The sequence below is a fragment of the Chryseobacterium joostei genome (genome assembly GCF_003815775.1).
Taxonomy (GTDB): Bacteria; Bacteroidota; Bacteroidia; order Flavobacteriales; family Weeksellaceae; genus Chryseobacterium; species Chryseobacterium joostei.
In genome coordinates this window covers 20,669-33,650 of the sequence record NZ_CP033926.1, presented here as the reverse complement: position 1 = coordinate 33,650, position 12,982 = coordinate 20,669, and the positions used below count along the sequence as shown (strand labels likewise).

General features: G+C 35.6%; 11 protein-coding genes. 1 reads left to right on the top strand and 10 read right to left on the bottom strand.

The annotated features are described in order from the left end of the window. Positions 1–109: 109 nt before the first annotated feature. The 8 genes from purN to EG359_RS00095 form a co-directional block, all read right to left on the bottom strand. Entirely contained in the window at positions 110–676 is a 567-nt protein-coding gene (purN, locus tag EG359_RS00130) for a phosphoribosylglycinamide formyltransferase (protein ID WP_076354179.1), read from the bottom strand. 76 nt (positions 677–752) lie between these two features. Continuing rightward, positions 753–1,745, bottom strand: coding sequence for a phosphoribosylformylglycinamidine cyclo-ligase (gene purM / locus EG359_RS00125; protein ID WP_076354177.1), 993 nt, complete (start codon positions 1,743–1,745; stop codon positions 753–755). Positions 1,746–2,054: 309 nt separating this feature from the next. After that, a complete protein-coding gene (locus EG359_RS00120) occupies positions 2,055–2,606 on the bottom strand; it encodes an NADPH-dependent FMN reductase (RefSeq protein ID WP_076354175.1) in 552 nt (183 codons plus the stop codon). Positions 2,607–2,709: 103 nt separating this feature from the next. Beyond that, positions 2,710–3,438 carry a pirin family protein gene (locus tag EG359_RS00115; RefSeq protein WP_076354173.1) on the bottom strand — a complete coding sequence of 243 codons (729 nt, stop codon included), beginning with the start codon at positions 3,436–3,438 and terminating at the stop codon, positions 2,710–2,712. A 265-nt stretch (positions 3,439–3,703) separates the two neighbouring features. Further along, the gene (locus tag EG359_RS00110; RefSeq protein ID WP_076354171.1) at positions 3,704–4,159 is read right to left on the bottom strand and encodes a hypothetical protein; all 456 of its coding nucleotides are present in this window, start codon (positions 4,157–4,159) and stop codon (positions 3,704–3,706) included. Positions 4,160–4,374: 215 nt separating this feature from the next. Next, positions 4,375–5,793 carry an MFS transporter gene (locus tag EG359_RS00105; protein WP_076354169.1) on the bottom strand — a complete coding sequence of 473 codons (1,419 nt, stop codon included), beginning with the start codon at positions 5,791–5,793 and terminating at the stop codon, positions 4,375–4,377. Beyond that, positions 5,793–6,311, bottom strand: coding sequence for a nuclear transport factor 2 family protein (locus EG359_RS00100; RefSeq protein WP_076354167.1), 519 nt, complete (start codon positions 6,309–6,311; stop codon positions 5,793–5,795). The genes EG359_RS00105 and EG359_RS00100 overlap by 1 nt, the downstream gene beginning before the upstream one ends. A 9-nt stretch (positions 6,312–6,320) precedes the next feature. Further along, complete coding sequence (locus EG359_RS00095) at positions 6,321–8,183, bottom strand: glycoside hydrolase family 13 protein (RefSeq protein WP_076354165.1); 1,863 nt, start codon at positions 8,181–8,183, stop codon at positions 6,321–6,323. A gap of 373 nt (positions 8,184–8,556) precedes the next feature. On the opposite strand from EG359_RS00095, the gene EG359_RS00090 reads away from it, so the two are divergent. After that, positions 8,557–9,531: a sterol desaturase family protein gene (locus EG359_RS00090; RefSeq protein ID WP_076354163.1), complete on the top strand. Its 975-nt coding sequence runs from the start codon at positions 8,557–8,559 to the stop codon at positions 9,529–9,531. 88 nt (positions 9,532–9,619) lie between these two features. Here EG359_RS00090 and EG359_RS00085 read toward each other — a convergent pair whose 3' ends face one another. Together EG359_RS00085 and EG359_RS00080 are read right to left on the bottom strand one after the other, a co-directional pair. Then, positions 9,620–11,773: a glycoside hydrolase family 97 protein gene (locus EG359_RS00085; protein ID WP_076354161.1), complete on the bottom strand. Its 2,154-nt coding sequence runs from the start codon at positions 11,771–11,773 to the stop codon at positions 9,620–9,622. 80 nt (positions 11,774–11,853) lie between these two features. Further along, the gene (locus EG359_RS00080; RefSeq protein WP_076354160.1) at positions 11,854–12,963 is read right to left on the bottom strand and encodes a SusE domain-containing protein; all 1,110 of its coding nucleotides are present in this window, start codon (positions 12,961–12,963) and stop codon (positions 11,854–11,856) included. Positions 12,964–12,982 lie beyond the last annotated feature (19 nt).

Sequence of the window (12,982 nt, the reverse complement as noted above, 5' to 3'; positions counted from 1 at the left end):
TCCGAACTTACTTTTATTTTACTTAGATTTTTGCTCATGTATCAATGTATCAGTTTAACAATGTAACAATTAAACTATTGGTAAATTGATACGTTGTTAAACTGATACATTATTTATTTCCCAGGACCTTGTTGATCGCTATTGGAAATATTTCATATTCAATTTGATGAACTTTCTGAGCCAGTGTTTCAGGAGTATCATCAGCTGTTACTTCAAAAGATTTTTGAAGAATAGCCTCTCCTTCATCAATGCCCGGCGTTACAAAATGCACTGTTGCCCCACTCTCTACTTCTTTAGCTTCAATTACTGCATTATGAACGTTCATTCCCCACATTCCTTTTCCTCCGAACTTCGGAAGCAATGCAGGATGAATATTGATTATCTTACCATTCCAGTTTTCGCAGAACTCAGATTTTAAAATGGATAAAAATCCTGCCAATACGATCAGATCTGTATCTTGTGGGATTACTTTAGCCAATTCGCTGCTGAAGCTCTTTCCTCTTGGGATGAGTATGTTTTCTATATTATGATTCTTTGCTCTTTCCAATCCGAAACACTCTCTGTCAGCAACAACCAAATTTACTTTTGCGTTCTGAATTTCTCCAGCTTCAATGGTATCAATGATTCTCTGCAGATTGGTTCCTGAACCGGATACGAGTACAACGATGTTCTTCATATTCTTGTAAAATGTAAAAAGTATTAATGTATTTATGACTTAAAATCAGAAATACTTTTTACGTTCATACATTTATTTATAGTGATAAATTAATTTTCTCTGCACTTTCTGTGATCTCACCAATTTCGTAAGCATCATCAAGAAGGTGTAAAACTTTCTCAGCGTGGTCTGCATCAACAACGATAATCATCCCAACACCCATATTGAATGTTCCGTACATTTCCTCACGAGTTACTCCACCTCTTTTCTCCAGTTCAAGCATTACACTTGGAATTCTGATTTTTGAACCGTCGATAGAAGCACAAAGTCCTTCAGGGATGATTCTTGGAACGTTTTCGTAAAGTCCACCACCTGTAATATGAGCAATTCCACCTACTTTTACTTCTTCCAATACTTTGTGAATATCCTTGAAATATAATCTTGTTGGAACTAAAAGGGTTTCATATAAAGGTTTTCCTTCAAACTCCTCTTCAAAGTTCGGGAATACTTTTCTTACTAAAGAGAATCCATTTGAATGGAATCCTGAGCTTGGTAATGCAATAATTTTGTTACCTGGCTTAATGTTAGAACCATCAATAATTTGGTCCTTTTCCACGATTCCTACACAGAACCCTGCAACATCATAATCTCCTGGCTGGTACATTCCCGGCATTTCAGCAGTTTCTCCACCAATTAATGCACAGTTGTTATCCTTACAAGCCTTCACCATTCCTAAAACGATCTCAGCTGCAATTTCAGAATCCAGTTTACCACAAGCTAAATAATCTAAAAAGAATAATGGCTTAGCACCGTGACAAAGAATATCATTGGCACACATGGCGAAACAGTCTACACCAATAGAGTCGTATTTTTTAGTATCCAAAGCTACCTTCAGCTTTGTTCCTACTCCATCTGTTCCTGAAACAAGAACCGGATTTTTATATCCTCCGATCTCATAGAAAGCACCAAAACTTCCCAAGTGGTTCAATACATTGGAGTTATGGGTTTCACCGACCGCTTTTTTGATCTTGTCAACCGTTTTGTATCCTTCTTCTTTGTCTACTCCTGCTGATTTGTAAGTGTTGCTCATGTTTAATAATTTAATAATGTAACAATATATCAGTCTAGCAATGTAACAATAGCTTCACTTTGGAAACCGGAGAATTGGTAAATTGATACATTAGTATATTGGTACATTTTATTTTAATAATTACTTTTTATACTCGATTTTAAAAAACAAAAAAGCCGACAATCTTTTCAGATTATCGGCCGTTATTTTATCTCAGAATTTCAGAGTCCACAATTTTCCCTTTATGAGAAAAACATTGTTTATAGGAGGTCTGAATTTTCATCTCTTTTCTTTTTGCAAAAATAGTAATTTTAAATGAATATTCAAATTCTATTTTTCAAGGATGGTTTCAATGGCTGCAATCTTCTTGATTTTTTCCTTTAATTCGCTGTTTTTCTCTTCATTAGAAATTTTTTGTGCAGCTTTATCAAAGTTGTCGTTAAAGAAAGGAAGTGAGAAAGTTTCTACCACATTTCCACCGTGGAAAGGGAAACGCTTTGATGCTGCATCCAAAACTCCTGCACCACCTCTACCTCCCGGAGATGTAGCCATCAATAGCATTGGCACTTCATTCCAAACGGTTCTGTCCTTAATTCTGGACACCCAGTCGAACACATTTTTAAATGCTGTAGAATAGGTTCCGTTATGTTCTGCCAAAGCAACCAGTAATACGTTTGCTCCATCAATCTTGGAGGCAAAGTCATGAGCTTCCTGAGGCACACCATCTGCTAATTCTCTTTCATGTTTATAGATTGGCATTTCGAAAGGATTCAAATCCACTACTTCTACTTCTGCATTTTCAAATAATGTTGATGCATAGGCTACCAGCTGCTTGTTCATTGAAACGTCTGAATTACTTCCTGCTATTGCTAAAATTTTCATATGTAGTATTTATTTTTAAGTTATACCAAACCACCATCCACAAGAATTTTACTGACTGTGGTTTGATATTATTTTTAATTTTTAAGAATACAAATTTAGTTTTTTATTTAAGATAAGATGGCAATTCCATTGGGACTTCCATTAATAATATTTCGGTGTCTTCTACGGCTTCAATATTAAAACTTTGTGTATCCCAGATTCCCAAACCGTCTCTTTCATTAAGGACACGATCTCCTACTTTTGCACTTCCTTTTAAAACAAAAGCATAGACGCCGTTTCCTTTTTTGTTCAACATATAGTTTTTTCCATTTCCTTTTTTGAAGTTAGCCAAATTGAACCAGGCATCCTGATGAATCCAAACTCCATCATCATTTTTATTTGGAGATAAAATCTGTTGGAATCCGTTGATTTTTTCACCTTCTTTAATGCTTTTCTGGTCATATCTTGGTTCAACATTCAATTCTCTAGGAAAGACCCAAATCTGTAGGAATTTTACTTCTTCATCTTTATTTTTATTGTATTCGCTGTGCATCACTCCGGTTCCGGCACTCATCACCTGAATTTCACCTTTTTTGATTACCGCAGTAGTACCCATTGAATCTTTATGCTCCAAATCTCCCTCCAAAGGAATGGATATAATTTCCATATCTCTGTGTGGGTGTGTTCCGAATCCCATTCCCTGAGAAACGGTATCGTCGTTCAATACTCTTAAAACACCAAAGTTCGTTCTGTCATTGTTTTGATAGTTTGCAAAACTGAATGTATGGTAAGAGTTTAACCAACCATGATTAGCATGGCCTCTTGAATCTGCTTTATGATATACTGTTTTCATTTCTGTGATTATTTATAGTACAAATGTAAGGGATGTGATGGTGAAAAAAGTTGATGTAGGTTAAGAAAGGAATGAATGGTTTTCGAAAGGATAAAATTGCTGATAAATTAGATTACGCAAAGACGCAAGGATTTTATCTTTTATAAAATTTCAGGTTGGATATTGTTTTTCTTACAGAGTGAGCGAATTGAACAGGTTATATCAGATAGTTATAAACATCTGTGAAATCTACGAGAAATTATTATCCTATTTCAATGGGAAATTTTTATTTGTTTTTATAAAGTATAGTGGTATAATCCGTATTATAATTTCGGGTTTCTATATTTAGTTTATTTAGCAGTTCATCAGCATCAATCTTTATGTTTTTCCAGATTTCATTAGTATCAAGAAACTCCCAATCCCAAATTTCCACAGGGATATCATCCACTTTCTTTTTAAACATTAAAAGTTCAGACTTAAGAGACTCATCTATTAGTTTGTTTCTAAATACTGTTTCAAATAAAACCGGTAAAAATGCATAATCCAGTTCTTCATATAGCTCCGTTAATGGGTCTATTAAAACCGGAGCCATTTCATCTAATTGTTCCACACTATAAGTATACAGAATTAGTGAGGTTATAATATTTGTATAATAAAAATTCACATGTTTATCATATTCTAGCAATTCTTCTTGGGTAAATCCAAGGTCATCGGAATTATCCGGTTCTTCAATCTCTGACATCTTTTATAATTTTGATTTAAATAAGTGATTAAAAATACTAATTTAATTAACCTATTCGGAGTTTTACCTTTTTACAGAAGATTATAAATATAAATAAGTTTTGGCTAACGCCAATGGATTTTTATTGAAATACAAAAGCGGGCTAAAGCCCGCTCCTATTGAATATGAATTCTATTGTTTTATACTATAGATGCTATAATACTTCTAATTTCTCACTAAAAATGCACCTGTTTTATCTCCTCTTCAATTTCTTTAGGGGTTTCGTTGTCTGACTTAACGAAAATCATGGTGACTACAGCTCCAATCAGCATGCAAATACCTCCTACCACTACATAATCCATTGCCTGCTTACCAAAAACACCACTTACAATTGGTCCTCCGAATAAACCATTGATGATCTGCGGAATAACAATAAAGAAATTGAATATCCCCATATAAACCCCCATTTTTCTTTGCGGAATCACTTCAATAAGCATGGCATAAGGCATTGCCAGGATGCTTGCCCAGGCAAACCCAAGTCCGATCATTGAAACCCATAGATTGTTTACATCCTTGATAAAATACATGGAAATCAGTCCCAGCCCTCCACATAATAAGGCTAAAGCATGGGTTTGTTTTTTACCGATCCACTTTGCTATGGGAGTTAATAAGAATGCAAATGGTATTGCCCAAAGATTATACATTCCAAAGAGTTTACCTGTTAAGTCTCCGGCGTCATTGAATGCCTTGGAGTGTGTATCCTCCGGAGACAGCCCCATATGATGAGTTGCGAGCGCACTGGTAGTAAATACCCACATGGTAAATAATGCAAACCAGGAGAAGAACTGAACAATTCCCAGCTTTTTCATTTGAACAGGAATGGTCGCAAAGTCTTTGAAGATATCTGAAAATTTTGATTTTTCAGGTTCTGCTTCTTTTCCGTCTTCAAACTCAGCAAATTCTTGTGGAGAATATTCTCTGGTCGTAATGATGGTATATAAAATGGATATTATCAGCAGTGCAGCTCCCACATAAAAGGAATAAATTACATTATCTGCAACAAAGCCTTTGGGGGCTTCATTAGAAATTCCAAGCTTCGTCAACCAATTCGGCAAATAAGAACCGAGTACAGCTCCTATTCCAATCAAAATGGTCTGCACTGAAAATCCTATTGTTCCTTGATGTTTCGGAAGCATATCTCCAACCAAAGCCCTGAAAGGCTCCATAGCAATGTTTACGGATGCATCCATCATAGCAAGGAAAATAACGGCTAATAACAAGGCATTTGCAGCAAACATTTGAGTTACGGAAGCTGCATTTGGAAGTAAAACCAATCCTATGGCACACAAAACAGCACCAATTAAGAAGTAAGGTTTTCGTCTTCCCAACGGGCTCCAGGTATTATCTCCCATATGCCCGATAATAGGCTGAACGATCAAACCGGTAATGGGAGCTACCAACCAAAACCATGATAATTCATGAACATCTGCCCCTAAATTGGCCAGAATACGGCTGGCATTTCCGTTCTGTAGCCCAAATGCCATTTGGATTCCCAAAAACCCCATGCTCATATTAATGATTTGCAGCATGGAAAGATTAGGCTTTATTCTTTTCCCAGATGAACCATCTGCATATCTCCCGTCCATTACTGCCATTACGACTTCAGTTTTTGGATTAATACATCTTCTATTGGTGCTTTTTCAACTACAACTTTATCTACTACATCATTCGGAACGGTCATAGAAAGAACGTATTGCTTAACTTTCCAGATTCCATTAATTTTTTCTACAACACCTGAACCACGGCAAATTTTCATTTGGGTATCCAATAATTCATCAAACCAAGCCAGTTTTCCATCTTTACTGAAATAGATATTTCTTTTAAGAGAGGTAAAATTCCAGGTTTTCTTTTTATCGAAATGAGGTTTTGCCCAAACCATGAATTCTTTTTTATTCCAGATTTCAGTGGCATCAGTTCCTATAAATGTAGATTCGTCAGCAAAATAATTGAAATAAGTAGTATAATCTGCTTTTGCCGCTGCTACGTTAAAGCCATCCAGCATTGTACTGATCTCTGATTTTTCTTTTTCAAACGCTTTGCCCGATTGTGCTGAAAGCATTGAAAATCCTAATAAAAATAGGATGAATGTATGGACAGTTATTAATTTTCTCATAGGTATTATTTATTTTTCAAGTTCAATAATCAATGGGGTTTTCGCAGGAATTGTTATATTATTCTGTAATATAAATTCTTTCCCTGAAATAACCTCTTTTCCTTTGGAGAATCCTTTTAATGACTCTTCAAAATATTTTAAGTCTAACGTCTGATCTTTTGTATTATTGTTGATGACAACCATTACACTTTCCTTGTCATTATATCTGAAATAAGTAAAGACTCCATCTTTAGGAACGAAGTTTTTAGTTTTTCCGGTATGAATTACTTCTTTACCTTTTCTCCAGTTCAGTAATTTCTGTGTAAATTGATAAAACTCTTTCTGCTCAGAGGTTTGTGCTGATGGATTGAATGCATTTTGTTGATCTGATTTCCACCCTCCCGGAAAGTCTCTGCGAATATCGGCATCACCACCTTTTTTCTTATCACCCCGCATTCCGATTTCCGATCCGTAATAGATCTGTGGAATTCCACGAACAGTTGAAATTAAAGTCAATCCCATTTTGTAAACATTTGGATCTGCATTGAAGATTTCATTCCATCTCTCAGTGTCATGATTTTCAAAGAACACCATCACATTATTAATATCCGGATAAAGGAAGTCGCTGCTAAAGGAGTCATAAAGCCTTATTAAACCAGTATCCCAATCTTGTTTTTCTTTAAAAGCTTTAGGCATGTCTCCAAACAGCATAAAATCCATTACAGATGGTAGATTAGAGTTATATCCCGCTGCTTCTCCTGTTTTGGAATTCTTTTGCCATGCGGAAATTTGCCCTGCAGTATACAACCATGATTCCCCTACGATATTGAATTTAGGATATTCATCAGTAATCGCCTTGGCCCATTTTGCCATTGCATCCTTATCATTGTAAGGATAGGTATCTACACGGAAACCTCCTAATTCTGCATATTCTATCCACCAGATTGCATTTTGAGTCAAATATTTTAAAACCAGAGGATTTTTTTGATTAATGTCAGGCATTGTAGAATCAAACCATCCATCCAGCGCATATTTTTTATCAATCTCTGAGGCGTTGGTATCAAACTGCGTTGATGTTTTGTAATTGGATCTTTTGAAACCATTCTCTCCCTCCTTGAACCAGTGAATCCAGTCTTTTGTAGGAAGATCCTTGATCATCCAGTGAGAAATACCCCAGTGATTGGTTACATAATCCATCACAAGCTTCATATTTCTTTTATTTAATTCCTTTGAAAGGTTCTTATAATCTTCGTTGGTTCCGTAGCGGGCATCAATTTTATACAGATCTGTCTGGGCATACCCATGATAAGAATAAACTTTCTCATTATCCTCGTTTACCGGAGTTAGCCAAACTGCTGTGGCTCCAAGATTTTGGATATAATCAAGATTATTCATGATCCCACGTAAATCTCCTCCATGTCTGCCGTTGGGCAAACTACGATCAACCTTTTCTGTCAGATTTGGAACAGAGTCATTTTTTTCATCTCCATTGGCAAAGCGATCCGGCATAATCAGGTACATCACATCCTTTGAGGTATAGGATTCACGGTCTGCAGATCCTGAGCTTCTTTCTTTCAACTCATAGGTGTAGGAATCTAGATTTTTTTTATTGTTTTTAATAGAAATTTTAAACTTCGGAACATTGATTTCATTGGTATTAACCGTAATAAAAACATAGTTCGGGTTTTCTACTTTCTGGATATCTTTAATTTGAATTCCGTCCGATAGACTGATTTCATTATTGGCAATTCCTTTTCCGTAAACAAGGATTTGAAGTTCAGGATTTTTCATTCCTTTCCACCAGAAAGCCGGCTCTACTTTTTCCAATGTTTTTGATTGTGAAAAAGCTATTGAAGCAGCTGAAAGGGCAAAAAACATATATATTTTTCTCATAACTTAGTCTTTGTCTTCAATTTAATAATCAGTTGTATATCATGAATCTATATTAAAAATAACATTCATTATACTGAAAAACAGATCGTTACATCAAACAACACAACAATTTAACAATGAACAACTTAGGAGCAAATTACGAAAAAAAATTAAGAGTTATTACAAAATAATTGTTAGAATTTTCTTTTATTCATAGGGATTCTACATCTATTGATTAATGAATATCTAAACTAAAATTTATTGAAGAAAATAATAATATTTCACAATCACGTCTATAGTTATTATCGATATCTCAAAAAAAAGCTACACAAAAAGAACATTTAATCTAAAAATAACACTTTTTATCTATTTAATTTTTAATTTTACAGAAAAAATGTTTGATTTTAGTAAAATCTTTGAAAGCGATGGACCGGATATTGTATATACGTGGACCATTCCGGTATTTGCGGCTATTATTTTTATAGAAATGGCTTATAGTCACTTTAATAAAGAGAAGCTTTACGAAACCAAAGACGTGGCTACGAATGTTCTTTTTGCTCTTTTAAATTATAGTCTGGACATTATCATGAAAGGGTTTTCTATGTTTGTCATGATGTTCTTTTATCATTACCGTATTTTCGACTGGGAAGTTGGAATATGGTATTGGATTGCGGTATTTCTAGCCCAGGATTTTGCTTATTATGTTCATCATTATGTAGACCATCACTCCCGTGTTTTCTGGGCGGTACACATTACTCATCATAATTCTGATTATTTCAATATCACCACAGGTTTCAGAAGTCCTGTATTTCAGCCTTTGTACAGATACCTGTTCTTTTCTCCGCTGGCATTTGTAGGGTTCCATCCGTTGCATGTCATGGTAGCGTATTCTTCCATCCAGATCTATGGCACCTTTGTACATACACAATCTATTAAGAGCATGGGCTTTCTGGAATATTTTTTAGTAACACCCTCACACCACCGCGTACATCATGCATGTAATATCAAATATCTTGATCGTAATATGGGCATGGGATTGATTATCTGGGATAAAATCTTTGGAACATTTGAAAAGGAAGATCCTGAAGTTCCTGTTAAATATGGTATATATCCGAAAATGAAATCCAAGGATCCGGCAACAGTTCTGTTTTATGAATGGCGAAGAATAGGAAAAGATTTGAGACAACCTGGTCTATCTTTCAAGAATCGAATTCAATATCTTTTTTACTCGCCGGGATGGAGACATGATGGCACCGGAAAAACGGTAAAACAGTATCAAAAGGAATACAAAGAAAAAATGACAAAGAAGACCTCAACTGTAACAGAAGAGGTAACTTCAGAACCAAAATTCGAATATTCGGATAAATAAATCTATAGAGAAAGTTATCCTATCTACTTAAAAACAAATTGCCCCGATCAATATTATGATCGGGGCAATTTTATTATTGCTTTTAAAATTATTTTACTGGTTTAATAGAAATTGCGAATCCGCCGCTTCTTACCATTTTAAAATTAATTTTTGATTTGCTATTGATCTCTTTTTTGTAGATGTTATAGCTTTGAGGATTATCAATATAATCAGCATCTTTTCCATCTTCATAGATTGTTGCCTCATATTTCTTTCCTTTATCTAAGAATGAGAAATCTACCATATATTCACGTTTGTTCTCATCGGTAATACCTCCTACAAACCAGTTTTCAGTACCTTTTGCTTTTCTCGCTGTAATTACATAGTCACCTGGCTCCGCAGATAATATTTTTGTATCATCCCAATCTGCCGCTACATCCTTGATAAACTGGAATGCATCCATATGTTTTTTGTAGTTCTCAGGAAGGTCTGCTGCCATCTGAAGAGGCATATACATTGTTACATATAATGCAAGCTGTTTTGCTAATGTAGTTTTCACAAAACGCTTATCTCCAGGGAAATAATAATCTAGCTTAGTTTGGAAAATTCCTGGTGTATAATCCATTGATCCTCCCATCCATCTTGTAAACGGAAGAACAGTCTGGTGATCAGGTTTGTTACCTCCAAATGCTTCATATTCTGTTCCACGGGCAGCTTCTGCAGAAATGTAGTTCGGATACGTACGGCTTTCTCCTGTAGGACGCACAGATTCGTGAGAATTCACCATGATTTTATATTCATTAGCTTTTTCAGCAATTCTATAATAGTGGTTGATTGTCCATTGAGAATAATGATGCTCTCCTCTAGGGATTATATCTCCTACATATCCTGTTTTTACAGCATCATAACCATACTTGTTCATAGTTTGGAAAGCCTTATCTGCCCATCTTTCGTAGTTCGTTGCAGAACCTGAAGTTTCGTGGTGCATGATTAACTTAATTCCTTTGGAGTGTGCATATTCATTCAACATTTTGATATCAAAATCCGGATAAGGAGTAATGAAATCAAAAACAAATTCTTTAGAATGTCCGAACCAGTCTTCCCAACCAATGTTCCAACCTTCAATTAAAAGCCCCTGGAACCCATTTTCTGCTGCAAAGTCGATATATTCTTTAACTTTAGTGTTATTCGCAGCATGTTTTCCGTTAGGAGTTAACTTGGCAAAGTCAGTTTTGTCTATATGAACGTTTTCTTCTGTAGAATAAGCCCACTGGGATTTCCCGATGATCATTTCCCACCAAACTCCCATGTATTTTGTAGGGTGAATGTAAGAAGTGTCTTTATATTTTGTAGGTTCGTTAAGGTTAAAGATCATTTTTGAATCCATCACCTGTTCCGCCTTTGGAGCAACGATAATGGTTCTCCATGGGGTTACTGACGGAGTTTGAATGTACCCTTTTGCACCTTGTCTGTCTGCAGTTAAATGCGTTTTAAACTTGAAGTTCTGTGCATCTACTTCCAAATGGGAAGCCGGATAATCTAATACTGCTGCTTCAGCAACGTTAATGTATAAAGGTTCTTTTCCTTCTTTTTTAAGCATTAAAGGAGACTGAACTGCATTTTTCACTAAACTCTGAGAGGCATTGGCATCGAATGCTTTATCCCATTTTGCAGGAATTTCAGAAACTTTTGACTCCTGATATTGATATTCCTGAGAATCATAGTCTGCTACAAGCCACCACGCCTTCATATCTGTAGGGAAATCAATTTCAGAATCTTCTTCTCTGATTACGAAATAATTAAGATTTTTCTGCTGTGGAAATTCATATCTGAATCCAAGACCATCATTGAACAATCTGAACTTCACAACAATGCTTCTGTCTGTAGAAGCCTGATTCAGCGTAAGCGCTAATTCATTGTAATGATTGATATAATTTTTCTTTTCTCCAAGAATCGGCTGCCAGGTCTCGTTTTTGGAGTCTCTTTTTTCATCTACCTTAGCAAAACCGTTATTCAAATCGAATTTTGCATCTTCCGGCTTTGCAATTTCGGAAGCAAATTTTATGGCTGTGTCTTTAAATAATCTCAATCCCAATTTTGAATCTTCAACTACCACCGCACCGTTGTATTTCAGATTATAGAAAGGAACTCCATCTTTTAATTGGAAGTTCATTTCAAACTTACCGTCCGGCGATTTTAAAGATTGCGCTTTCACACCTAACATCATTGAGAGCAAAAGGGCTCCAACTGTAATTTTCTTCATAATGACTATTTATTAACTTAAAAAAATAGATAAAGTGCTGCGGAAAGCAGCACTTTGCTTTTATAATTAAACTTAATGTACTATAATGGTTTTATTGTGTAGACTCCTAGTTTTAAGTCTACAGTAATTTTATAACTACCTCCTGTACCATCAAATTTGATATTTCCATTGCTTCCTTTCGGTCCAATATATCCTGTGTTTCCATCAGCTGTTATATTACCCCAATCTAATTCTCCCCAGCTCTGCTGTCCAAGAAATTTAAATTCAGAAGCTGCCGGAAGAGCAACTGTATATTCAAATTTTCCATTTCCTAAATTACTCATCGGAATGGCTGTACCTGAATCCCAGCCATTAACTGTACCTACGATGTATAAATTAGCAGGATTCCAATTATTAAGAGGGGACGGTGAAACTGTAATTGATTTTTGTGTCGCATCTGCATCAATAATTATTTTATACATTCCTGTAGGTCCATTGAACTGAATGTTTTCAGCCGGTGCCGCCACCAAGTTAGGAGACCAGGTTTTAAAATACTTATTCTCAGTTTTTATTCCTGCAGCATCCAAGCTGTAATTTTTAGGATCCCAACCCTGTTGACCTAAGAATCTGAAAGTTTTACCGTTTTCCAGATAAGTATAAATAGTAGAGAAGTTATCTTTTTTATACAGCAGCTGTGCATTCACCTCACTCCAACCCACCGAAGAAGCATCTCCTACAAGGTAGAATGACGGAAAAGCTGTCATATAAGGTGTGACAGTAATGGTTACTACATTTGAAGTAATAGCTGCATTTTCTCCTAATTTTGAAGAAAGCCTAACTTCAACATCACCCGCCACCTCCGGAACCAAACCAGCATCTTGTACGTAGTCATTAATTTCAGCAACGGTAAATGTTACTTTGGAAGCCCCATCATTTAAAGCTACATTTTTAGGGCTGGCAAAGTTTGTTCCTTTAACAGCAATCTGAAGCTGATTCTTCTGAGCAACCGCAACACCATAATCTGGAGCTTTCCAATTGAAAGTAATTGCAGACTGTGCAGCATTATCTTTAATTAAAACCAAACTTGTTTTATCGGATGTAAGGCTAGATGCAGAAGGATTTCCCAGTATTGCTCTGTCTTCGTCTTTTTCACAAGAAACAAGCCACATTCCTATAAAAGCTATTGCTAATATTTTAAATATATTTTTCATTTTTAAAGCAATATTTTAA

Coding starts and splice junctions, on each gene's coding strand:
- purM (WP_076354177.1), bottom strand. CDS start 1,745: ATGAGCAACACTTACAAATCAGCAGGAGTAGACAAAGAAGAAGGATAC.
- EG359_RS00110 (WP_076354171.1), bottom strand. CDS start 4,159: ATGTCAGAGATTGAAGAACCGGATAATTCCGATGACCTTGGATTTACC.
- EG359_RS00120 (WP_076354175.1), bottom strand. CDS start 2,606: ATGAAAATTTTAGCAATAGCAGGAAGTAATTCAGACGTTTCAATGAAC.
- EG359_RS00100 (WP_076354167.1), bottom strand. CDS start 6,311: ATGAGAAAATTAATAACTGTCCATACATTCATCCTATTTTTATTAGGA.
- EG359_RS00095 (WP_076354165.1), bottom strand. CDS start 8,183: ATGAGAAAAATATATATGTTTTTTGCCCTTTCAGCTGCTTCAATAGCT.
- purN (WP_076354179.1), bottom strand. CDS start 676: ATGAAGAACATCGTTGTACTCGTATCCGGTTCAGGAACCAATCTGCAG.
- EG359_RS00090 (WP_076354163.1), top strand. CDS start 8,557: ATGTTTGATTTTAGTAAAATCTTTGAAAGCGATGGACCGGATATTGTA.
- EG359_RS00085 (WP_076354161.1), bottom strand. CDS start 11,773: ATGAAGAAAATTACAGTTGGAGCCCTTTTGCTCTCAATGATGTTAGGT.
- EG359_RS00105 (WP_076354169.1), bottom strand. CDS start 5,793: ATGGCAGTAATGGACGGGAGATATGCAGATGGTTCATCTGGGAAAAGA.
- EG359_RS00115 (WP_076354173.1), bottom strand. CDS start 3,438: ATGAAAACAGTATATCATAAAGCAGATTCAAGAGGCCATGCTAATCAT.
- EG359_RS00080 (WP_076354160.1), bottom strand. CDS start 12,963: ATGAAAAATATATTTAAAATATTAGCAATAGCTTTTATAGGAATGTGG.